The following is a 21,438-nucleotide window of genomic DNA, read 5'->3' as shown; positions in this document are numbered from 1 at the left end:
TACCAGCCCGCTCCGGCCGCTTCCACGCCCGCCACCGCCCGGACCGACAGGAAACGCAGCAGGTCGGGTCCGGCGAACGGCGCCCGGACGGCGAGCCGGAGCTCGAGCATCCCCGCCGACGTCGTCCGCGCCGTGCGCCCGCGCAGCTCAGACGGTGACGCGGCGTACACCTCACGGATGGTGTCGTTGAACTGGCGGATGCTGGAGAAGCCGGCCGCGAAGGCGACGTCCGCGAGGCTCAGGTCGGTCGTCTCGACGAGCACGCGCGCGGTCTGGGCGCGGCGGGCGCGGGCCAGTGCCAGCGGCCCGGCGCCCAGCTCGGCGGTGAGCAGCCGGGTGAGGTGCCGTGGTGTGTAGCCGACGCGGTGCGCCAGCCCGTCGACACCCTCGCGGTCGACGACGCCGTCGGCGATCAGCCGCATGGCGCGGCCGGCCGCGGTGGCGGCGACGTCCCAGTCGGGACTGCCCGGCGTGGCGTCGGGGAGGCAGCGCTTGCAGGCGCGGTAGCCGGCGGCCTGCGCGGAGGCGGCGCTGGGGTGGAAGGTCACGTTGTGGAACGCCGGCGTGCGGGCCGGGCAGGAGGGTCGGCAGTAGATGCCGGTGGTCCGCACCGCGGTGTAGAAGACGCCGTCGAACCGGCGGTCGCGCGACTTGACCGCGCGGTAGCAGGACTCCGGGTCCAGGCTTGCGGGGGTCTTTGTCATGGCTCCATCCTGACCGATGCCACCGACAGTCTCTGGCGGGAATCGGACACCACCATGCTGACCCATCGTCCCCGGTCAACGTGCGAGTGGGCGTCGTGCTTGGCGGTATCTGCCACGATTCAGGAGTGACCGGCGCGCGGCGGTTGGAGGGCAAGCACCGCCGTGCCGTCGTGCTGACCATCGTCGTCACCCAGCTGGTCGTCGCCCTCGCCACCGGATTGGTCATCACGGTGTCGTACAAGAAGCTCGACAAGAACTTCAACGAGGGCGCCGACATCGAGCACACCGCGCACAAGAAGCACCTGATCGGCGGCGACCCCCTCAACATCCTCGTGATGGGCTCGGACACCCGCGTGGGCGCCGGCAACGACCTCGACGGTCAGACCGACATCGGGGCCCGCTCGGACACCACGATCCTGGTGCACGTCTCGGCAGACCGGAAGACCGTGTACGGCGTCTCGCTCCCCCGCGACGCGATGGTGACCCGCCCCGAGTGCGAGGACAAGGACGGCAAGGTCGTCCCCGGCGCGGAGCTGCAGATGTTCAACGTGGCCTACTCGCTGGGCGGGCCGGCCTGCACGGCCAAGCAGGTCGAGTCGCTCACCGGCCTCTACATCGACCACTACGTGTCGATCGACTTCAACGGCTTCAAGGACATGGTGGACGCGGTCCATGGCGTGACCGTGTGCATCCCGGAGGACGTCAACGACACCGCCCACCACATCACGCTGGCCAAGGGCACGCAGGACCTGGACGGGCAGCAGGCGCTGAACTACGTGCGCGAGCGGTACGCGCTCTCGGCCAACTCCGACATCGGCCGGATGAAGCGCCAGCAGGCCTTCATCGCCTCGATGATCAACAAGGTGGTCAGTGCCGGGACCCTGACCCGTCCGAGCCGGGTCTACAACTTCCTCGAGGCGGCCACCGCCTCGATCGTGACCGACCCGGGGCTCAGCTCGCTCAGCAGGCTGGTCAACCTCGCGTGGCAGTTCCGCAAGACCAGCCTCGACGACATCTCGTTCATCACCGTGCCGTTCGAGGAGTACCCGCCGGACCCGAACCGGCTCCAGTGGTCGCCGTCCGCCAAGGGGCTGTGGAAGGTGATCCTCAACGACAAGCCGCTGCCGAAGAAGTACCGCGAGGACGTGATCTCGGCCGACAAGCCTCCGGGCACGCCGACCGGGTCCGCAAGCGGCGCGGTGGCGGCGAGCGGCGCCACGGCGTCCGGTCCGGCCTCGTCGTCCTCGTCGTCCGGCTCAGCGACACCCTCGACCTCGGGCTCCGACGGGATCAGCGAGCAGGAAGCCGACCAGAACGGTCTTTGCGCCTGAGGATCGGCTGGCCCGTCCCCCGAGCGCGCCGAGTCGGCGCTTCTGACCGACAATGACGACGACTCGGCGTGAGTCAGGCCCAGTAGCCGAGGTAGGCCCCGATGGCAGCCGGCAGCAGTCCCAGGAGCAGCCATAGGCTCGGGATGCGGCGCCGGTGGATGGCCCGGACACCACCGGCCGCGAGGAGGCCCACCACGCCGGCGATGATCAGGAGGCCGATGCGTGAGGCCGGGTGACCGTCGGAGGCCATGAGCGCGAAGAGCACCAGGGCTTCGGCCAGGTGCCCGAGCACGACGACGACCAGGACCGTGATCACCCACTTCTGCACCTGCTCGGTGCTCATGGCGTTCGGTCGCGGTGCGGGGCGCGGGGCTCCGGGCGTCATGAGGTGCCTGCGGGGCTTGGGCGCCGTGGTCTGGCTCGTGGACGGCTGGGGCGTCATGCGTGCTGTTGCTCCGTTCTGATGAGTCAGGGACCTCGCCGGCAGAGCGGGTCCTCGTGGCACTCGTCGGGACGAGCAGACGCCGCATTGACTGATACAATAGTTGCAAACCTCTGCAATTACTAACGCGGCAGCCGTCCCGCAACCGAACGGCGAAGGGGCAAAAGTCGATGCGGGAGCCGGGAGCCGGGCGATGACCACGCCCCTGCACCAGGTCAAGGCGGAGTTCTTCAAGACGCTGAGCCATCCGGTGCGCATCAGGGTCCTGGAGCTGCTGAGCGAGCGTGAGCACTCGGTGGGCGAGCTCCTGGGCCGGATCGAGGTCGAGGCCTCGAACCTGTCCCAGCAGCTGGCGGTGCTGCGCCGGGCGGGCCTGGTGTCCACCCGCAAGGAGGGCTCGACGGTGCACTACTCGCTGGTCAGCCCGCAGATCGCGGAGCTGATGGCGGTCGCCCGGTCGATCCTCACCAGCGTGCTGTCCGAGCGGGTCGATGTGCTCGCAACCTTGCAGAACGACGCGAGGAGCGCGCGAGGAGACCAGATCCGCCGAGGGACCCGATGAGCGGTCTCCCCCACCTGATCGGCCGCCACCGTCGGATCGCAGAGCCCGCGCTGCCGGCCCCCACCCCCGACCCGGGCACCCTGTCGGGCGGCGACCCGGCCTTCGGCGGTTCGATCCAGGTGCGGCACGTGGACGCGGGCTCCTGCAACGGGTGCGAGATCGAGCTCGCATCCGCGTTCGGGCCGGTCTACGACCTGGAGAGGTACGGCGTACGGCTGGTGGCTTCGCCCCGGCACGCAGACGTGTTGCTGGTGACCGGGCCGGTGACCCGCAACATGGCCGATCCCCTGGTCAAGGCCTACGAGGCGATGCCCCACCCGAAGCGGGTCGTCGCGCTCGGTGACTGCGCCCGCGACTGCGGCGTCTTCGCGGGCGCCTACGGCGTCCAGGGAAGCGTCAGCGACGTCATCCCGGTCGACGTGACGATCTCCGGGTGCCCGCCCGAGCCGGAGGCCATCATCACCGCGCTGCGGCGGCTGAGTGGGCGATGAGCCTGGTCAGCACCGGCCTGGCGCTCCTCGCGCTGGGCGCGGCCGCGGCCGCGGTGGTCGCCCTCTTCTCGTCGGTGACCTCACGCGCTCGGCTCTCGGCCGCCCTGACCTGCCTGGTCGGTCTGGGTGGGGTGCTGGCCGGCAGCGGAGCCCTGGCCGGTGACGCGTGGTCGCGCACCTTCCCGCACCTGCTCCCGCTGAGCGAGGCCACCTTCGTCGTGGACCCCCTCTCCGGGCTGTTCATGATCTTGTCCGGTGGGGTCGCGATCGCCGCCGGTGTCTACAGCGTCGGCTACCCGCACGCCGACGAGCTCCAGGACGGGGCGGCCGGCGGCATGGTCTCGAGGACCGTCCAGAGCGCACTCCCCCTGTTCGCAGCCACTCTGATCGCGGTTCCGACGGCCGGCAATGCGACCACGTTCCTCGTCCTGTGGGAGCTGATGGCGGTCGCGTCGCTGGTGCTCGTGCTCGCCGAGCACCGCGCGCGCCCCGAGGTGGGGCGGGCCGGGGTGTGGTACGCCGCGATGACCCACGCCGGCGTGGTCGCGATCCTGCTGAGCCTGGTGCTGCTGGCGGCCGCGGCCGGTGACGAGTCGTTCGCCGGGATCCGGGAGGCCGCGTCCGGGCTGCCGCCGGCCACCCGCTCGGCGGCGTTCCTGGTCGCGTTCGCCGGGTTCGGGTCGAAGGCGGGGCTGGTGCCGCTGCACGTCTGGCTGCCGCGCGCACACGCCGAGGCTCCCAGCTACGTCTCGGCGCTGATGTCCGCGGCGATGGTCAACCTGGGCGTGTACGGCGTACTGCGGGTCGGCTTCGACCTGCTCGGTGGCGGCCCGCAGTGGTGGTGGCTGCTGGTGCTCGGCGTCGCCGCGGCCTCGGCGCTCTACGGCGTGCTGCAGGCGAGCGTCGCGACCGACCTGAAGCGGCTGCTGGCCTACTCCACCACCGAGAACCTCGGCCTGGTCTTCGTCGGGGTGGGAGCGTCCGGGGTGTTCGCCGCGGCGGGCGACGCGCCGCTGAGCGGAGTGTTGATGATCGCTGCGGTCCTGCACATGGCCAACCACGCGGCGTTCAAGACCGCGCTGTTCCTCGGGGCCGGGTCGGTGCTGCGCAGCACCGGGCTGCGCGACCTGGACAGGATGGGCGGCCTGGCCCGGCCGATGCCCATCACCACGGTCCTGGTCGGGATCGGTGCCCTCGGGGCGTCCGGGCTCCCGCCCGGCAACGGGTTCGTCTCGGAGTGGCTGCTCCTGCAGGGGCTCATCCACAGCCTGTCGGCGGCCAGCGCGCCGGATGTCGCGAGCGCGATCGCGATGCCGGTGGCGGTGGGTGCCGTGGCGCTCACCGCCGGCCTCGGGGTCGCCACGTTCGTGAAGGCCTTCGGGGTCGGCTTCCTGGCCCGGCCACGCAGCGAGGAAGCGGCGGCCGCGACCGAGGCGCCACGCTCGATGCGGGCGGGCATGGCCCTTGCTGCTGCGGCGTGCGCGGCCCTGGCCCTGGCCCCGGTGGCGTTCGTCCGGTCCCTCGACGAGGTACTCGCCACCCTGCCGGGCATCGGGGCCCAGGAACCGGTGCGCGGCGCGGTGCAGATGAGGCTCTCCGCCATCGCAGGGTCGATGTCGCCGCTGCTGATCGCCGTGGGACTCGCGGGAGGAGCGGTCCTCGTCGTGGCGTTGGTGCGGCTGTCACGGGGATGGCGGCCGCGACGTACGGCGCTGGTCTGGGGGTGTGGCGGGACCAGGCTGAGTCCGCGCATGCAGTACACCGCGACGGCGTACGCCGAGCCGCTCACCCGGGTCTTCGACGACGTGCTGGGTCCCGAGCACGACATCGACGTGACCCACCACGTCGAGTCGCAGTACCTCGTGGAGAGCGTCCGCTACCGCCAGCGGGTCTCCGACCGGCTCGAGGCCCGCCTCTACCCACCGCTGCTGACGGCCGCGACCCGGTGGGCCGCCCGGGCCCGGGGACTGCAGAACGGAAGCGTGCACCGCTACCTCGCCTACGGGTTGGTCGGGCTGCTGGTCGTGCTCGTGGTGGTCGGGGTGACGGCATGAGCGAACAGGCGTGGAGCGTCCTCGGAGCCGTCCTGCAGGTGGGCGTCGTCGTGGTGGGCGCGCCGTTGCTGATCGGCCTGATGCGTCAGGTCCGGGCCCGGCTCGAGGGACGCGCGGGCGCGGGACTCGGCCAGCCGTGGCGCGACCTGCGCAAGCAGCTGCGGAAGGAGCCGATCGCCCCCGACGGCGCCACCGTCGTCTTCACCGCGGCACCCTTCGTCGTTCTGAGCTCGCTGTTGCTGATCGCCAGCGCCGCTCCCTTCGTCGCCACCACCTCCCCTCTCGACGGCGTGGTCGACCTGTACGCCGTGGTGTCGCTGCTGCTGCTCGGCTCGGTGGTGCTCGCCCTGGCCGGCCTCGACACCGGGTCCGCGTTCGGCGGCATGGGGTCCAGCCGCGCGGTCACGATCGCCGCCCTGGCCGAGCCGACGCTGCTGGTCGCGGGCTTCGCGCTCGCGGTCCGGGTGGGGTCGTCGAACCTGGCCCGCATCGTCGAGCACGGCCAGCAGGCTCCGGCGAGCGTCCTCTCGCCCGCCACCCTGCTCGCCGCCGTCGCGCTCTGGATCGTGGTCGTCGCCGAGGCCGGCCGACTGCCGGTCGACAACCCGAGCACCCACCTGGAGCTCACGATGATCCACGAGGCGACGATCCTGGAGTACGCCGGGCGCGACCTGGCGATCATCGAGCTCGGCTCGGCCATCCGGCTGGCCGTCCTGCTGGGCCTGTGGGGCAGCCTCTTCGTGCCGTGGGGCGTCGCCACCACGGCCGGGCCGGCCGCCCTGGCCCTCGGGAGCCTCGTCCTCGTCGTCAAGGTCGGGGTCCTCGGGGCCGTCCTCGCCGCCGCCGAGGTCTTCATGGCGAAGTGGCGGCTGTTCCGGGTGCCCGAGCTGCTGGCGGGCTCGTTCCTCTTCGGCGTCCTGGCCGTCTCCTCGTCCTTCTTCCTGGCATGAGAGCGCGCATGAACGACCACCTGAGAGCCCAGGGGTAGCCGGTGTCCACATCTGTCTATGCACAGCTGCTCTACCTCGTGTGCGGGGCGCTGCTCCTGTCGTCGGTCTTGATGCTGTGGCGGCGCCAGCTCTCGGCGCTGATCGTGCTGCTCACCCTGCAGGGCGTGCTGCTGGCGGCGATGGCCACCCTGTTGGGCACCCGCGACGACGGCGTGGAGCTGTACGCCATCGCCGCGGTGGTGCTGGTGCTCAAGGGCGGCGTGCTCCCGGCCGTCCTGCGGCGGGCCCTGGCCGACGGCGGTGCGGCCCGCGAGACCCAGCCACTGGTCAACGTGCCCGCGTCCCTGCTGGCCGCGGCACTGTTGACCCTGCTTGCCTACGCGGTGAGCCGCCCCCTGGTCGAGCTCGACCCGACGGCGACGACACAAGCCGTCCCGGTCGGGATCGCGATGGTGCTGCTGGGGTTCTTCATGCTGACCACGCGGCGCCGCGCGCTCTCCCAGGTGGTGGGGTTCCTGCTGCTCGACAATGGCATCGCCGCCACGGCGTTCCTCGTGACCGCCGGGGTGCCGGTGATCGTCGAGCTGGCGGTCTCCATGGACCTGCTGCTCGTGGTGCTGATCCTGCAGGTGCTCACCGCTCGGCTCCGGTCCACGTTCGGGGACACCGACATCGACGACCTCAGGCAGCTGAGGGACTGAGACAGGTGGAACCGGTGGATGGTCTGGTGATCGCGGCCCCGTTGGTCGCGCCGTTGGTCGCCGTCGTGGTCGCCTGGCTCCGGCGCGGGTCGAGCCCAGCCGCGGCCTGGGTCACGGTGGCAGCAGCCCTCGTGATCCTGGCCAGTGGGGTGTGCGCGGCGGTGCTGACCGTCGACGGCGACGCGCTCACCGCGGGCTCGGTGCTGCGGGTCGATGCGCTCTCGGCCGTGATGCTCATCGTGATCGGATCGGTCGGGGTGATCGCGACCTGGGCCAGCGTCACGTTCGTGGCCGGCGAGATCGCCTCGGGCGAGGTCACCGGCACCGACCTGCGCCGCTACGCAACGCTGGTGCCCGCGTTCCTCGCCGCCATGGTCCTAGCCGTCCTCGCCGACAACCTCGGCGTCCTGTGGGCGGCGGTCGAGGCCACCACGATCGTGACGGCGTTCCTGGTCGGCCACCGGCGCAGCCGTGGCTCGGTGGAGGCGACCTGGAAGTACGTGCTGATCTGCTCGGTAGGGATCGCCCTTGCCTACCTGGGCACGATCCTCGTCTACTACGCGGCCCGGCAGACAGCCATCCCCTCCACCAGTGCGCTGGACTGGAGCCAGCTGTCCGTGCACGCGGACGAGCTGGACCCGGGGGTGATGCGGATCGCCTTCGTCCTGCTCGTCCTCGGCTTCGGCGCCAAGGCGGGCATGATCCCTTTGCACAGCTGGCTCCCGGACGCACACGGACAGGCGCCCGCCCCGGTCTCGGCCCTGATGTCGGGGGTGCTGCTGCCGGTCGCGGTCTACGCCCTGATCCGATACCGGGTCATCGCCGTCCAGGCCCTCCCGCCCGCGATGGTCCGGACCCTCCTCCTCGCGATCGCACTCGGCTCGCTGGCGCTGGCCGCCTCCTTGATCATCGCCCAGCGCGACTACAAGCGGCTGCTGGCCTACTCCAGCATCGAACACATGGGGCTGGTCGTGGTCGGTCTGGCCATCGGTTCGCCGTTGGCCATCGCGGCCGGCCTGCTCCACATCCTCGGACACGGGCTCGGCAAGGCGGTGCTCTTCTGCGGCGCCGGCCAGGTGCTCGTCTCCGAGCGCACCACCCGCATCGCCGAGGTCCGCGGGCTGCTCGGCCGGCGGCCGGTGCTCGCCGGTGCGTTCGGCGTCGGGTTCCTGGCGCTCCTAGGGCTGCCGCCGTTCAGCCTCTTCGTCAGCGAGCTCGGCCTCGCGCGGGCCGCAGCCGACGCCGGGCTCGCGTGGGTGATCGCGGTCGCCCTGGCTCTGCTCGTGGTCGTCTTCGTCGCGATCGCGGTCCTGCTGGTGCCGATGATCCTCGGGTCGGGTTCGCCGGCCCCTGCTGTGACCGACCGGGGCGACGCGGCGCCGGTGGGCTCCTCGGCACCCTTGGTGACCGGGCTCGTGGCGCTGGTGGTGCTGGGCGTCGTTGCCTGGCCGCTGGACCAGCTGCTCGACACCGCGAGCCTGATCGGGGGCAACCGGTGACCCCGCCCACTCGTACGGGCCAGCAGGAGGTCATCGCCGCCCAGCTCGCGCCGCGGGTGTCCGAGCTGCTGGCCGACGGCTACCGACTGGCGCTGATGGCCGCACACGAGGACCTCGACCGCTACCGCATCGTCTATCTCTTCGTCGCTGCCCGGCCCGACCGCCGGGTCGAGATCGTGCTCAGCACCGACCGCGAGGCGCCAGCCATCCCCAGCCTCGCCTCGGTCTCCTTCAGTGCCGGGCGGTTCGAGCGTGAGATACGCGACCTGTACGGCGTGACACCTCTCGACCACCCACTGCCCGCGCGGCTGGTGCGCCACCAGCACTGGCCTCGGGGCTGGTACCCCATGCGAGGCGACGCCGGTGAACCGCCGGAGTTCGGGTCGACCGACGAGCCCTACCCCTTCCTCACCGTGGAGGGACCGGGGGTCTACGAGATCCCGGTCGGCCCCATCCACGCCGGGCTGATCGAGCCCGGCCACTTCCGCCTCTCCGTGGTGGGCGAGACCATCCTCAAGCTGAAGGCCCGGCTCTGGTTCGTCCACCGGGGCGTCGAGAAGCTCGCCGAGGGCCGCCCTGCGGCCGACGTACTCCCCCTCGTCGAACGCATCTGCGGAGACACTGCGGTCGGCCACACGCTGGCGTTCTGCATGGCCCTCGAGCAGGCCCTCGACTGGCCGGTGCCGTCCTCGGCGAACACGGCCCGGGCAGCACTCCTGGAGCTGGAGCGGCTCTACAACCACGTCACCGACATCGGGGCCCTGTGCAACGACGCCGGGCAAGGGCTGCTCAACGCCCATGCGCTCCGGGTGCGGGAGCGGCTGCTCCGGATCAACGCCCGGGTCACCGGGCACCGGCTGCTCCGCGGCGCGGTGGTCCCGGGCGGGGTACGGCTGCGCGGGCTCCCCACCGCAGCCGAGCTGGAGGAGATCGCCGCCGACGTCCGCGAGATCGTCGACCTCGCCCTGCACCACACCGTGGTCAACGACAGGTTCACCGGCACGGCGGTGCTGACCGCGGAACAGGTCCGAGACATCGGGGTCGTCGGCTACGCCGCCCGGGCCAGCGGGGTCGCTCTTGATGCCCGTCTCGACCACCCGTTCAGCGACGACACGGCCGGGCTTGTGCCGGTGACCCACACCGACGGCGATGTCATGGCCCGGTTCCTGGTGCGTGCCGACGAGTTCCAGGCCTCGGCACGCCTGCTCGGCGAGCTGCTCGGCCGCCTCACCCAGGGTGAGACCGGATCAGGCGAACCGTCCGTCACAGGCCGGCCCTCCTCGGGGGCCGGGCTCGCCGAGGGGTGGCGCGGCACCATCGCGCACCGGGTCGAGCTCGACCCCGAACGGCGGGTCAGCCGCCTCAAGATCGTCGACCCGTCCTTCCTCAACTGGCCCGCGCTGCCCGTCGCGCTCCAGGACACGATCGTTCCCGACTTCCCGCTGACCAACAAGAGCTTCAACCTCTCCTACGCGGGAAACGACCTGTGACCGGCGCTTTCGTTCGACACCCAGCCGTGTGGCCTCCGTCCTGCGTGCGGTGACCTTGTCCCCTGTTCCCCGCCGGCGTTGGGGTGTGGACTCGGGGTCGTCCCGACCGAGAAGGGGGCGACGGTGATCAGCCTGCAGTCCCGGATGCACCTCGACGGGGTCACCGCGCGGCAGATCACCGACTTCCTGCTCAACCCTCGTGACGACACCTACCGGGCCTGGTGGCCCGGCACCCACCTCCAGTTCCACGTCACCCGTCCCGCTCCAGGCGACGACCACGTGGGCGACCTGGTGTGGATGGACGAGCTGGTCGGGTCCCGACGTGTGTCGATGGCCGCGGAGGTGGTGGAGGCGGTGCCCGGCGCGAGGGTCGTCTGGCGGTTACGCCGGTGGGGCGTGCGGCTCCCGATCCGGGTCATCGTGCGACTGGAGGCCGACGAAGCCGGCGTCACGTTGTGCCACACCATCGCCGCCGGCTGGCCCGGACCGGGCCGGATCCTCGACCCGCTGTGGCGGCACTACTTCTCGGCATCGTTCGCGGACGCGATGGACGAGCACGCGCGGACCGAGTTCCGGCTGCTGTGCGACCTCTTGCGCGCAGACCACGTCGAGCAGTCGGCTCGCCCCCCGTCTGCAGCTGAACGCCTGACGGGGACAGCACCGACCAAGGTCCCGGGTCGGGGGACTTGTGGCCCTGCCGATCGTGCGCATTCCGGAGTGTGATGCTCCACATCGGAGTGAGACGAGGAGGCGTGGCGATGGGTGTCGAAGCAGCACCGCGGGCACCGGTCGTCGAGCTTCTGCGACACGCGGGCCGAGCCCCCTCGGTGCACAACACGCAGCCGTGGTTCTGGTGCGTCGACGATGACCGAGTGACGCTGTTCGCCGACCGCGAGAAGCAACTGGAGCACGCGGATCCGGATGGTCGTGACCTGATGCTCAGCTGTGGCGCGGCACTGCATCACCTGAGCGTCGCGGCTGCGGCGGCAGGCTGGGAGGCGAGGATCCACCGGATGCCCAACCCCGACAACGCCGCACAGCTCGCGGATGTCACCTTTGCGCCAGGGCCGTCGACGGCGCAGGCTCGGCACGAGCTGGAGGCGCTGCTTCGGCGCCGCACGGACCGTCGTCGGATGGCCTCGTGGCCGGTGGGCCGCGGAGAGGTGGCACGGCTGTTGGCGGCCGCGGTCCGGTGCCGGGCACAGGCCGTCGCGGTGACATCAGCCCCGGCCCGGGCGTTGCTACTCAACCTGCAAGATGCCGCAGACGCGGCACAGCGGCGGGATCCGGGTTACCTGGACGAGCTTGAGGCATGGGTGGAGCGCACCGATGACCAAGGCATCCCGTTCGCGAACCTGGTGCGGCACCCGCCGCCGGTCGGCGATCGCGGCGCCGGGACTCGGTTCCCGTCCGGCATCCTGGCCGATGCCTACCCGAGCGAGGAGCCACCCTACGACGCGCTGCTGGTGATCTGCAGCGCCTCCGACGACCGCGCGTCCAGGCTCGGCGCCGGCGAGGCATTGAGCGCGGTGCTCCTCCAGAGCGCGATGGACGGTCTCGCCAGCATGACCCTGAGCCAGGCGGTCGAGGTCGACCGGACTCGCGAGATCCTGCGCGACGAACTCCTCAAGCGCGCGGCATTCCCGCAGGTCCTGATCAGGGTCGGCTGGGCCGAGGACGGTCTCGAACCGCTGCCCCCGACCCCGCGATTCCCCATCGACCAGCTGGTCAGCGATCCGGCCAACCTGCCCTCCCGCTTCGACCCGTATCGGCCTCCACAGCCGTAGCGGCCAACAGCTCGCAGACTCCGCACGCCGCAGCGCCGGCCGGGCTGCACCAGCGGCGTTGTCGCAGATGGCGGCCTGGTCCCCGTGCTCGCCCTCGCGATGGGGATCGCCGAGGGAGATCGGCACCTGGTGCCCGAGATCCTCCGCGAAGGCGGCCCAGGCGGATCTGCACCACATCATCCTCGCCCGGACGCCGACAATGCGGTGCAAGACCGGTGTGAGCAAGCTCTACATCAAGAAGCTGGCCGACATCGACCTGGCCGTCCTGCGCGAGCTGGTCGAGCGGTCAGTGCGCGCGCATCTCGCGCGATTCCGATTGCGCCGCCCGGCTGATGAGGCTCCGCAGATGCAGCGCGCCGGCAGAGGGTCTTTTCGGAGTGGTACCCCCGACCGGATTCGAACCGGCGCTACCGCCTTGAGAGAGGGTTCGGCCGGCGAGGAGCAGTAGCCGAAAATTGGCGTTTGTGCAGGTCAGAGACGATTCGAGTTAGTTGATCGTCAATGCCAATTAGTGATGATATGCGGACCTCGTGTTGCCCCAGTGTTGCCCCAACCCGGCATTGGCACCGCCATAACCGCGCCTGCCCGACTGGCCGCCGGCCGGTGGTCAACACAGTGCACCGCGAAATTTCAGAACCTCGCTTGCATGGCCAACCCTTCGAAACGGCAGACCGCACCCGACAGCCTCGCGGCGTACCATGCGGCCAGTTGGTTGAGCTGGTCGGGCACGTCGAGGACGCCGTCGTCCGACTCCGCCGTGGCGAGCTGGACGCGTTCCAAAGCGATCACATCATCTTCCAATACAGCCGTGCAGCGAAGGGACCGTGGAAGTTCTGCAACGCTTCCGACGCTGAGTTCACCGCCCCGCTAATCGCAGAGGGTGCCACGATCGACTGGTGGGAACGGGGCGCACCCCGTCGGCGGTAGCCCGTGCAGCCCGGCGGCACGGGTCGGGCTCCGCCCGCACGGCGGTGTGGTCGGGCGATAGTCGGTCGGCTCGTCGGGCCGCGCGCGTTCTATCAGGCGCCGTGCTTGTCAGGCTGGTACGGGTGAACTCCGGTGGAACCTCAGACTCATGGTTGGGTCCAGCCGGGAAGAATGGGTCAGTTCTGACTGGCCTTTGGAGTCGGGAGCGGATTGTGTGGATCACGGGTCATGGCCTGGTAGAGACGCAACTCGTCGCGATATCGGTACGGGAGCGGGATTCCCGCAGTCGCGGCCGCGTCTGCGTATGCTTCCATGGCCTTCGCCAGGAGAGCAGCGCGATCCACCTGTTCTGACCGGTTGGTGGGGTTGACTGGCTTGCCGCGACCGGCGCGGTACGCGTATCTGGCGCGGTTGACGTCGTACAGCAAGGCGATGAGTGGCGCCTCGTTCCGTGCGGGACGGTGCGGCGGGTCCATGGGCTTCTCTTCCTGGCCGAGCGTCGTCCGGGGCGGGTGTGACGTGCCCACCTTTAGTGGTGGTTCCAGCTGTCGAAGCCGATGTGGCTCTGGTCTGGGCCGATCAGCTCCAATAGAGCAGCCGGCCCGTGGGTGTTCCGTTCGTCTGCCGCTTCCTCCATGATTCGGGCCGCGGTCTCGGGTGGCGTCTCACTGGGGATGACCAGAAGTCGGTGCCGTTGACCGGATCGCATCGTGATGACCATCAGATGGGTGTCGTCGCTCGGGAACGAGCCGATCTCGACTGAGCCTCGCCGAGTGTGGACGTGCCGCGTGCCGGCTGCGCGTCCATCGGCGTCCCAGTCGGGTCGTGAGAAGAGCAGCTTCCTGATCCGATTGAGAGGGTGCGGGAAGTTCTCGACCAGGTCGACGGCCTCGGCTAGCAGGTCACGGGACTGCGGCCACCAAGCCCCATCGACCGGGCCGGACTGGTACCCGTTGTCCAGCCGGAGACGGAGAGTGACTCGCTGGGTCGCGGTGGGGGGTCGGATGGACTCGTCTGGGGAGGTTGCCATGACGGCCACCCTTCGCTCTGCCCTTGATGAAGTTCTGGCTTGGCAGTCTGGTTGCTTTCCAACCTACCCTCGGGACCCTGAGACATGATTCGCCTCGGCAGCCCGAAGCCAACCTCCTGGGCCGTCCTGCGGCCGCCCTCGATGTGGCCGGACCCTGGCTGGATAGGGCACAACCCCCGACCGGCGTCGAGGCCGATCAGGGGGTTGTGGGTCTGGTGAGTCGTGCCTTCCGAGCACGTGTCAGCGACGGCTACGGATACTGGCCCGGCGCGGTGTGGTCTACGTGGTCCGGGTCGGCGTCCAGGATCACCGCCGAGACGACGTGCCGCCAGGCGACCACCAGCGTGGTCTCTGCATCGGTGCCCGGGTCGATGACGCGCAGGTGGCCGATGTCCTCGCGGCCGAGGCTGTCCAGTTCGCGAGCGACTGCGGTGGCGCTGCCTTCCACCATGCGCCACCGCTGGGTCCAGCCCACGCCGTACAGCATCAGGTAGGCCACCGCTCAGGTCCGGTTGATCGCGGTCGAGCGCCCGGGAGGTGCCTCGGCGGAGGATTCCTGGAGCAGTCGGTTCGCTTCGGAGTCACCGGTGTCCGAGGAGACGACGAGGAGCCGAAGTAGTCGGCCAGAGGCCATGGTCAGGACCATCTGATGGGTGTCGTCGCTGGGGAACGAGCCGACCTTGACCGGTCCGCGGGCGGCTTGGATGCGGCGAAGGCCACGACCCTCGATCACACCGTCGTCCCAGTCGGGCCGGGAGAACAACAGTCGATTGATGCGACCCACTTGGGACGGGAAGTGGTCCACGAGGTCTGCCGCCTCGATCTGGAGGTCCCGCGACTGTGGCCACCACCCTCCGTCCACGTGTCCGGGGACGCCCAGCGGCCTCAGTTCAAGGCGGAGTGGGACCCGGGCGAGCTTCGCGGTGGAGGATGTGCGGGACGTTGGTGACGTCGTCATGACGTCCACCCTTCGCGCTGCCCTCGCGAACTCGGCGAGCCCGGCTCGGTAGCTGATTGCCGCCAACACTACCCGCTACCCCCAGAGCCTCCCTTGTCTGGACACCGAGCTGCGCAGCATGCGCATACGACTCTCCTTGCAATGACGACCACCGGGGGCCAGGCGACCGAATGTCTCGATGCCGGCAAGGTGGGTCGCGGAACGGAGGCTGCCGGACTTCGACCACAGGACCATGCTTGACGACGCGATCGGGTCTTGACGATTTCGGCAGCGAGTGCGCGAATCTGCCGCTGTCCGGCCGCCGCGTGACACGTTTGCTTGTGCCTATGGGCTGTACTCCGACGCGCGATGGAGCCATACGGAATGCCGTCGATCCGCCCACAACGCGCCGTCAGCCACTGGTGCGATGGGACTGAGCGCGGACCGCTGAAAGACGAATTAGCCTCCGAACACGCCGGGCGGAAGCATCGCCCCTGGGTCTGTGCGTTTGTGGCAGCGCACGCAGCCGAAGTATCGCTCGCCCTCAGAGTCGTGCTGCGGTCCCCACTTGTGCAAGCCGAGGCGGCACCGGAGTGGCCTTCGAGCCATCAGCCCAGCCTCCTCGCAGAGAACCAGGTCGCACAAGTGTGGCCGGCGGCGAGTGAGCCGCGCGCCAGGCAAATGCGGAAGAAGTCGGACGACACGCCCGACCCCCCGCTGGGCGCGCGGTCGTGCCTGAAGGTCGGGCGGCGCTCCCTCAACCGATGATGGGTCTGCGCCTCTTGCCCCTCGATGGGGTCGAACGGGACGATTCGACCCGGAAGGGGCGGTCATGAAGGTGCGATCGGGAGCAGTGGTCCGGGGCGTCGGTGTAACGGTGGCCTGCCTCGCACCTGACCCATCCAAACGTTGGCCGATCCTGCTCGCTGGGTTCACCGGAGGCTGGTTCCTCAACCGGCCAGGACTTCAGATCTTCACCGTCCTCCCCGATTCGGATGAGCCATGGAAGCGCGCCACGGTGCCGTTCGCGACCTCGGTTTCGTCGTGGTCTGCCGTGATGCTGGCCGCCACGACAGCCGTTCGGCGAACGAGGCTGCCCGTACCGATCTCTGCACTCGTGCTCGGAGGCGCTCTCATCGTCATCGACTCCGTTCTCACCGATAAGGGCGAGGCTCGCGACGCGGCCAAGGCTGCGGAGGGAGATGGCGAAGCCACACCCGCCACCAGTTGAAGGCACCGCCCGACCGCCGTGCGGGCGTAGCCCGACAATGCTCTGCGGGCGGAGCCCGACCGGCGCGCGTCAGGGTCCGATGCTTGGTCCCGATCCGCGGTGCTCCGAGAGGTTCGCCGGTTGTGGCTGCGGTTCGGGTGCTCGCCGAGCCCTGAGCGCCGCGGCCTGTATCCGTGCCATCGACCCGTAGCGCTCGATGTCTTCGGCGGCGAGGTTGGCGGCGTGGGTGGCACCGAGGTCGGCGCGGTCTCGGGTGAAGACCTCGATCCATCGCTGGCGTGCCTGGTCGAGGCTGGTGGCGACGAGGTGGGCGGTGTTGCGATGTCGACCGCGGGTCATGGCCACGTAGGCGGATGCGGCGCTGGTGTGGTCGCCGATGACAAGGTGGGCTCGGTTGACGGTCTCGCCTTGGGCGCCGTGGGCGGTGGTGGCGTAGGCGAGCTCGACGTGTTGCCGGGCGTAGGCGGCGGGGATGGTGCGCTCACCTGCCCGCTCACCACGACACTCACCGGAACGCCTGTCGACCCGGTTTCGGGTGTGTCGCCGGAGGCGGAGGGTGCCGTCGGCGCCGATGGCGGTGATGGTCCAGGTGTCGCGGTTGGCGATGTCGAGGTCGCGGTCGTTGCGGCGGGTGGCGATCAGGTCGCCGACCCCGATCCGTTCACCGGCGTCCGTGGTGAGCCAGCGTGTCGGGTCGGAATGGCCGGTGGTGAGTCGGTGGTCTCGGGTGGCGGCGTTCAGGGCTGCGACCTGCTCCCTGCTGTCCGCGACCAGCAGCCCCATCTCGGCGGCATCGAGGGTGCTGAGGGCGTGGAGTCGTTCGACCTCGGAGGGGTAGAGGATGATCTGGCCGCGGCCGGCCAGGGTGTCGAAGACCTCACCGGGACGCTCACCGGTGCGCATCAGCAGGGTCAGGGCGGCGTAGTCGTGGTCGGTGAAGCGGTGCACTGTCTCCAGGCACAGGTGGGCCTCTAGTGGGGTCCAGCGGACGGCGAGGTCGAGCACTCCCCCACGGCCGACGGCGGGGAGCTGGTGGCGGTCCCCCATCAGCACCACCTGGGCGCGGTTTTCGTCGGCGATGGTGAGCAGCGCGTGGGCGGTGTTCTGGTCGAGCATCCCGGCCTCGTCGACCAACAGCACGCTGCCGCGCCACAGGTAGCCGGGTTCGAGCATCTGGGGGCGTTGGTCGGTGCGGCTCCAGCGGCCCTGGGGGTCCTTGCGGAACCCGTGCGCGTACGCGAGCTGCATCGCGGTGAGGGCCTGTGCGGTCTCCAGCGCCGTGCTGGCGACCTGGGCGGCCTTCCGGGTCGGGGTGACTACGGTCAGGCTCCCGCCGCGCGGCCTGAGGACCAGGCTCCGGGCGGCCGCTTTCAGGGTGGCGGTCTTCCCGGCGCCGGCGGCTCCCTCGACCACCAGCAGCTGGTAGTCGCCGGCCATCGCTCGGGCGATCTTCTTTTGGGTCGGGTCCAGGCCCTTGAGGTCAGAGGGCCAGGCGTGACCCCCGGTCACCGGCGCCTGGGCGCGGTTGGTGAGCCGGGTGGTGAGGTCGGCCTCAACCTCAAGCACCGCGTCCGAAGTCAGGTTGCGGACATGCTCGGGCACGTCGGTGGGATCGGGCTGGGCGAGCAGCGGGACACAAGCTTCGAGGGCGCGGCTGGTGAGGTCCTCGGTGAGCTCGGCCCGCACCGGGCCCGCGGCGATCACGCCGGCGGCCGCGACGGTGCGTTCGACCTCGCCGCGGATATCGGCGGCGTTCCAGGCCGATCGGGCCGCGCCGAGCCGGGCCAGGACGTCGTCGACCAGCCGGTCCCGGTCCAGGGCCCCAATCGGGGTCGAGTGCAACGGCCTGTCCAGGAGCGGTGGGCGGAACCCCAGGGCATGCAGCTGCTCGACCCAGGCCCGGGTGAGCTCGGTCCCGTCGGTGGGGGTGATCTTGTCGGGGCGGTCCTCGGCCCACGCCCCGGCGTGCCACCGCTGCCGCACCCGCGGGCCGGGCTCCTGACCCGGATGCGCGCCCCGCCACTGGGCCTCGTAGCGGTCCATGGTCCGGGTGATCTGGGATGCCCGCGCAGAGAAGGCCCCAACGTACGGCGCCAGCTCGGCGATCTCGGAGTGGCCGTCGATCCGGTACCCGTACCTGGCCAGGGCGGCGCGGAACTGCGGGTCGCAGGCGATCGCGGCGGTACCGATGCCGTTGATCGCGGCCAGGCTGTCGCGGACCCCGACGGTGTGCAGCCCCCTCCACGCCCCGTGCGCCCAGACCCGGGTGTTGACCTGCAGGTGCAGGTGCCGGTGCGGGTCCCGGGCCCGAGAGGCTTGGTGCGCCACCACGACGGCCTCGAGCACCTCGACCGGGACCTGGACCTGCCGGTTCTGTGGCCCCATCCTGGTCGTCGCGTGCTTCGCGAGCCAGCCGATGATCTCGACCGCCGCCCGGCCCTGCGCCGCGTCGTAGGCCTGCGCGATCTCCGGATGCACCGCAGCGGCCAACGACCACGACTTCGGGCCATTGATCACCACCTCGACGAACCGCACCGCGTCCCCGTCCGCCCGCTTGCGGTCCCTCAAGGTCCCCGTCTCGACGTCGAACCCCGCCACCCACCGCTCATAGGTGTCCCCGTCCATCGCCGCCCGCTGCACCACACCATCCGGGGTGGCGACGTGCCGGTTCGCGAGCCCGGTGCCCTCGGCCAAGTAGTAGTCATCGACCCGGGCCCGGTCGGCCTCCACATAGCACCGCGCCGCCACCGGCGACCCCCGATAGATCTTCATCCCACCCTGCACACCGCGCTCCCGCCGCCGACCGTCCAGCGGGACAAACCGGCCTACGAAGCCCCGTAGCATGCGTCCCGCTCGTCTTGTCTTCTGAGTGGTGAGAGGCAACGCAGGGCCTCCCGAAGCGGACATCGCGGTACGGCTTTTCGGCGTGATGCTCTAGACAGGGCCGTGACCGTGGCGTGGCACGGTGGCGGGTTCCTGTCAGAACCTGGGAACGAGGACCTCCGGGACCTGCTCCTGTGGATAGGACCCGTCATCCACAGGACTCGCCGATCCTGAGCTGATCACCTCACGCTCTGGGGCAGCGTGATGGTAGCCCTGACCAAATCAGGGGCGGCCCCGGCCGGTGCTGTAACACCGACCGAGGCCTCGGCACACGTGCACTGGAGGCACGATCACCGTGAACGAATCATCTCCTAACCCCAACAACGCGATCCGGAGCGGATCGGCCATGGTCGAGATCACCTGCCCCACCTGGTGCCAGCTCACCGCCGACGAACACGCCTCGCGACTCTGGGACAACGAAGGGCGCTGCGTCCACCAAACACAGGTGACCGTCGCCGATCCCACAGGCAAGCAGGGACAGGACGAGGAACCTAGATATTGCGAGCCGATCGAACTCGTCCTGCTCGTCACGACAGATCCGGCCGGCCGTGAGGTCGAGTCCGCGGATGTCCTTCTCAACGGCCACGAGTCGAACCTCGAGCAGCTCGCTCGCCTCGCCAACGCCATCGTCGACATGGGAGAGCTGTATAGGGCAACACCTGGCAGGCGAACAGCCGCTACCCGGAATTGAGCCCACCGGAGATGACCGACTCCCCCGAGTTGACGTTGCTATTGAAAGGTAGTCGGCGGAGATCGGCTTCGCCTGGACAAGAGGAACCACGACGATGATCCAGACAGCATCGATCCCGGTCGGCAACGACGAGGACTTCCTGACCCTGCCGGAGGTCGCCGAGATCCTCCGCGTCCCGGTCAACACCCTCCGATGGTGGCGCCAGCGCGGCGACGGACCGCCCTTCTTCAAGATCGGACGGCATCTGGTCACCACGATCGGCGACCTGCGCGCCTGGATCCAAGAGCAGAAGCAGCAGTCCAGCGACCCCACCTTCGCCTGAGAGAATCACGGCACGGAGGGCACGATGGCGAGCATCGAGAGGCGCCAGCGCAAGGGCGAGATCGTTTACCGCGTCCACTACCGGACGCCGGCAGGCGCTCAGCGCAACAAGACTTTCGATCGCCGCACGGACGCGCAGCGCTTCCTTGCCAACGTCGAGTCAGCGAAGAACTCAGGCAGCTACGTCGACCCGGCTCTGGCCCGGGTCACTCTGGCGGAGTGGGCTCGGACCTGGATGGCGGGCCAGGCCCACCTGAGCGCCACGACGACCGAGCGGTACGCAGGTGTGATTCGCAAGCACATCGAGCCGACGTGGGCCAACGTCCCTCTGGGAAGGGTCTCGCACTCCGACGTGCAGGCGTGGGTCACCGAGCTGAGCCAGACCCTGTCCCCCGCTTCGGTCCGCAAAGTCCACCGCGTCCTGTCCCTGATTCTGGACATGGCGGTGCAGGACGGCCGGCTGACCCGCAACGTAGCGGCCAGAGTCAACCTCCCGCGGCCGATCAAGGGCGAGCAGCGATATCTCACCCACAGCCAGGTCGAGGACCTGGCCCAAGCGGCGGGCTACCCCGCCGACGCAAGCAAGCACAGCAACCTCGACACCCGCACCAACGAGATGTACCGGCTCGTCGTGCTCTTCCTTGCCTACACGGGCGTCCGGTTCGGCGAGATGGCCGCGCTGAAGGTGAAGCGGCTGGACCTGCAGCGCGGTCGCGCCGTCATCGCCGCGTCCGTGACGCCCGTCCAGGGCAGGGGGCTCGTCTGGGGTCCCCCGAAGTCGCACCGGCGTCGCGAGGTCGCCATCCCGAGCTTCCTCGTCGAGGATCTCGCTGGCCTGGTCGCAGGTAAGGAGCCCGAGGGCCTCGTGTTCGGCGGCATCCGCAACGGCCAGCCGCTTCGCGTCTCCACGTTCCGCACCGCCTTCAGCGCAGCGGCGGCTGCGATCGGGATCCCCGACCTGCACCCGCACGAGCTGCGCCATACGGCGGCCAGCCTCGCCATCGCCAGCGGCGCCGACGTGAAGGTCGTGCAGACGATGCTCGGCCACGCCTCGGCCACGATGACGCTCGACACCTACGGGCATCTGTTCGAGGACCGCCTCGACGAGGTCGCGGCCGCCATGGACGCTGCCCGCGCCGCGGAGCGGGCAAGGCGACCCAGGCCGGCGAGATCCGTTGCCCGGGATGGTTCTGCTGTTGCCCAAGTGTTGCCCAAGGGCCTCGAGCCCCGAAATGACGAAAACCCCCTGACTCGCGTCTCCGCAGGTCAGAGGGGCTTTCGACGTGGTACCCCCGACCGGATTCGAACCGGCGCTACCGCCTTGAGAGGGCGGCGTGCTAGGCCGCTACACAACGGGGGCTCGCACTGCTGTTGCTGACGCAACCCGCGGAACTCTACTGGGGAGCC

General features: G+C 70.0%; 20 protein-coding genes, 1 tRNA gene and 1 pseudogene. 15 read left to right on the top strand and 7 right to left on the bottom strand.

The window, feature by feature from the left end; all coding sequences use genetic code 11:
• Positions 1-704: bifunctional transcriptional activator/DNA repair enzyme AdaA (locus tag VFV89_RS01145; RefSeq protein ID WP_329704052.1), on the bottom strand; the 704-nt coding region annotated here is incomplete at its 3' end.
• 125 nt (positions 705-829) lie between these two features.
• On the opposite strand from VFV89_RS01145, the gene VFV89_RS01140 reads away from it, so the two are divergent.
• The gene (locus tag VFV89_RS01140) at positions 830-2,035 is read left to right on the top strand and encodes an LCP family protein (protein ID WP_329704051.1); all 1,206 of its coding nucleotides are present in this window, start codon (positions 830-832) and stop codon (positions 2,033-2,035) included.
• Between the two features lie 73 nt (positions 2,036-2,108).
• Here the strand turns inward: VFV89_RS01140 and VFV89_RS01135 are convergent, their stop codons facing one another.
• On the bottom strand, positions 2,109-2,378 hold the full coding sequence (locus VFV89_RS01135) for a hypothetical protein (protein WP_329704050.1): 270 nt from the start codon (positions 2,376-2,378) through the stop codon (positions 2,109-2,111).
• Positions 2,379-2,670: 292 nt separating this feature from the next.
• Between VFV89_RS01135 and VFV89_RS01130 the strand changes: the two genes are divergently transcribed.
• From VFV89_RS01130 to VFV89_RS01085, 10 genes are all read left to right on the top strand, one after another.
• Entirely contained in the window at positions 2,671-3,039 is a 369-nt protein-coding gene (locus tag VFV89_RS01130) for a metalloregulator ArsR/SmtB family transcription factor (RefSeq protein ID WP_329704049.1), read from the top strand.
• The gene (locus VFV89_RS01125; RefSeq protein ID WP_329704048.1) at positions 3,036-3,530 is read left to right on the top strand and encodes an NADH-quinone oxidoreductase subunit B family protein; all 495 of its coding nucleotides are present in this window, start codon (positions 3,036-3,038) and stop codon (positions 3,528-3,530) included. The genes VFV89_RS01130 and VFV89_RS01125 overlap by 4 nt, the downstream gene beginning before the upstream one ends.
• Positions 3,527-5,584: a proton-conducting transporter membrane subunit gene (locus tag VFV89_RS01120; protein ID WP_329704047.1), complete on the top strand. Its 2,058-nt coding sequence runs from the start codon at positions 3,527-3,529 to the stop codon at positions 5,582-5,584. The genes VFV89_RS01125 and VFV89_RS01120 overlap by 4 nt, the downstream gene beginning before the upstream one ends.
• Positions 5,581-6,534 (top strand): respiratory chain complex I subunit 1 family protein, encoded by a 954-nt coding sequence (locus tag VFV89_RS01115; RefSeq protein ID WP_329704046.1) that lies wholly within the window; start codon positions 5,581-5,583, stop codon positions 6,532-6,534. Before VFV89_RS01120 ends, VFV89_RS01115 begins: the two co-directional genes overlap by 4 nt.
• Positions 6,535-6,575: 41 nt before the next feature.
• Complete coding sequence (locus tag VFV89_RS01110) at positions 6,576-7,235, top strand: hypothetical protein (protein ID WP_329704045.1); 660 nt, start codon at positions 6,576-6,578, stop codon at positions 7,233-7,235.
• A gap of 14 nt (positions 7,236-7,249) precedes the next feature.
• Positions 7,250-8,734: a proton-conducting transporter membrane subunit gene (locus tag VFV89_RS01105; protein WP_329704044.1), complete on the top strand. Its 1,485-nt coding sequence runs from the start codon at positions 7,250-7,252 to the stop codon at positions 8,732-8,734.
• Positions 8,731-10,224, top strand: coding sequence for an NADH-quinone oxidoreductase subunit C (locus VFV89_RS01100; RefSeq protein ID WP_329704043.1), 1,494 nt, complete (start codon positions 8,731-8,733; stop codon positions 10,222-10,224). Before VFV89_RS01105 ends, VFV89_RS01100 begins: the two co-directional genes overlap by 4 nt.
• A 123-nt stretch (positions 10,225-10,347) precedes the next feature.
• Positions 10,348-10,947: a hypothetical protein gene (locus VFV89_RS01095; protein ID WP_329704042.1), complete on the top strand. Its 600-nt coding sequence runs from the start codon at positions 10,348-10,350 to the stop codon at positions 10,945-10,947.
• Positions 10,947-12,011, top strand: coding sequence for an Acg family FMN-binding oxidoreductase (locus tag VFV89_RS01090; protein WP_414690334.1), 1,065 nt, complete (start codon positions 10,947-10,949; stop codon positions 12,009-12,011). The genes VFV89_RS01095 and VFV89_RS01090 overlap by 1 nt, the downstream gene beginning before the upstream one ends.
• Positions 12,012-12,228: 217 nt before the next feature.
• A complete protein-coding gene (locus VFV89_RS01085) occupies positions 12,229-12,459 on the top strand; it encodes a hypothetical protein (protein ID WP_329704040.1) in 231 nt (76 codons plus the stop codon).
• A gap of 1,008 nt (positions 12,460-13,467) precedes the next feature.
• On the opposite strand, the gene VFV89_RS24800 is transcribed toward VFV89_RS01085, so the two are convergent.
• The 3 genes from VFV89_RS24800 to VFV89_RS24795 form a co-directional block, all read right to left on the bottom strand.
• Complete coding sequence (locus VFV89_RS24800; protein ID WP_414690333.1) at positions 13,468-13,968, bottom strand: DUF5994 family protein; 501 nt, start codon at positions 13,966-13,968, stop codon at positions 13,468-13,470.
• 250 nt (positions 13,969-14,218) lie between these two features.
• On the bottom strand, positions 14,219-14,467 hold the full coding sequence (locus tag VFV89_RS01080; protein WP_329704039.1) for a hypothetical protein: 249 nt from the start codon (positions 14,465-14,467) through the stop codon (positions 14,219-14,221).
• Positions 14,468-14,470: 3 nt separating this feature from the next.
• Positions 14,471-14,926, bottom strand: a complete 456-nt coding sequence (locus tag VFV89_RS24795) for a DUF5994 family protein (RefSeq protein WP_414690332.1) — start codon at positions 14,924-14,926, stop codon at positions 14,471-14,473.
• 811 nt (positions 14,927-15,737) lie between these two features.
• On the opposite strand from VFV89_RS24795, the gene VFV89_RS01075 reads away from it, so the two are divergent.
• On the top strand, positions 15,738-16,136 hold the full coding sequence (locus VFV89_RS01075) for a hypothetical protein (RefSeq protein ID WP_329704038.1): 399 nt from the start codon (positions 15,738-15,740) through the stop codon (positions 16,134-16,136).
• A 69-nt stretch (positions 16,137-16,205) separates the two neighbouring features.
• Here the strand turns inward: VFV89_RS01075 and mobF are convergent, their stop codons facing one another.
• On the bottom strand, positions 16,206-18,908 hold the full coding sequence (mobF, locus tag VFV89_RS01070; RefSeq protein WP_329704037.1) for a MobF family relaxase: 2,703 nt from the start codon (positions 18,906-18,908) through the stop codon (positions 16,206-16,208).
• 457 nt (positions 18,909-19,365) lie between these two features.
• Here mobF and VFV89_RS01065 point away from each other — a divergent pair, with 457 nt between their 5' ends.
• The 3 genes and pseudogenes from VFV89_RS01065 to VFV89_RS24790 form a co-directional block, all read left to right on the top strand.
• Positions 19,366-19,710 carry a hypothetical protein gene (locus tag VFV89_RS01065; RefSeq protein ID WP_329704036.1) on the top strand — a complete coding sequence of 115 codons (345 nt, stop codon included), beginning with the start codon at positions 19,366-19,368 and terminating at the stop codon, positions 19,708-19,710.
• A 94-nt stretch (positions 19,711-19,804) separates the two neighbouring features.
• On the top strand, positions 19,805-20,032 hold the full coding sequence (locus tag VFV89_RS01060; RefSeq protein WP_329704035.1) for a helix-turn-helix domain-containing protein: 228 nt from the start codon (positions 19,805-19,807) through the stop codon (positions 20,030-20,032).
• Positions 20,033-20,056: 24 nt separating this feature from the next.
• A pseudogene (locus VFV89_RS24790) lies at positions 20,057-21,109 on the top strand (tyrosine-type recombinase/integrase); the annotation flags it as partial.
• 206 nt (positions 21,110-21,315) lie between these two features.
• On the opposite strand, the gene VFV89_RS01055 reads toward VFV89_RS24790, so the two are convergent.
• Positions 21,316-21,391: transfer RNA gene (locus tag VFV89_RS01055), tRNA-Glu, on the bottom strand.
• Positions 21,392-21,438 lie beyond the last annotated feature (47 nt).

This window comes from Nocardioides sp. (assembly GCF_036274455.1).
In the GTDB taxonomy this organism is placed as follows: Bacteria; Actinomycetota; Actinomycetes; order Propionibacteriales; family Nocardioidaceae; genus Nocardioides.
Note: the sequence above shows the minus strand (reverse complement) of the source record. Positions and strands in the feature narration are given on the sequence as shown.

Bases quoted from the DNA above. Each gene is read 5' to 3' on its own strand.
- VFV89_RS01135 (WP_329704050.1), bottom strand. From the start codon at position 2,378: ATGAGCACCGAGCAGGTGCAGAAGTGGGTGATCACGGTCCTGGTCGTC.
- VFV89_RS01130 (WP_329704049.1), top strand. From the start codon at position 2,671: ATGACCACGCCCCTGCACCAGGTCAAGGCGGAGTTCTTCAAGACGCTG.
- VFV89_RS01125 (WP_329704048.1), top strand. From the start codon at position 3,036: ATGAGCGGTCTCCCCCACCTGATCGGCCGCCACCGTCGGATCGCAGAG.
- VFV89_RS01120 (WP_329704047.1), top strand. From the start codon at position 3,527: ATGAGCCTGGTCAGCACCGGCCTGGCGCTCCTCGCGCTGGGCGCGGCC.
- VFV89_RS01115 (WP_329704046.1), top strand. From the start codon at position 5,581: ATGAGCGAACAGGCGTGGAGCGTCCTCGGAGCCGTCCTGCAGGTGGGC.
- VFV89_RS01090 (WP_414690334.1), top strand. From the start codon at position 10,947: ATGCTCCACATCGGAGTGAGACGAGGAGGCGTGGCGATGGGTGTCGAA.
- VFV89_RS24800 (WP_414690333.1), bottom strand. From the start codon at position 13,968: ATGGCAACCTCCCCAGACGAGTCCATCCGACCCCCCACCGCGACCCAG.
- VFV89_RS24795 (WP_414690332.1), bottom strand. From the start codon at position 14,926: ATGACGACGTCACCAACGTCCCGCACATCCTCCACCGCGAAGCTCGCC.
- VFV89_RS01075 (WP_329704038.1), top strand. From the start codon at position 15,738: ATGAAGGTGCGATCGGGAGCAGTGGTCCGGGGCGTCGGTGTAACGGTG.
- mobF (WP_329704037.1), bottom strand. From the start codon at position 18,908: ATGAAGATCTATCGGGGGTCGCCGGTGGCGGCGCGGTGCTATGTGGAG.
- VFV89_RS01065 (WP_329704036.1), top strand. From the start codon at position 19,366: ATGGTCGAGATCACCTGCCCCACCTGGTGCCAGCTCACCGCCGACGAA.
- VFV89_RS01060 (WP_329704035.1), top strand. From the start codon at position 19,805: ATGATCCAGACAGCATCGATCCCGGTCGGCAACGACGAGGACTTCCTG.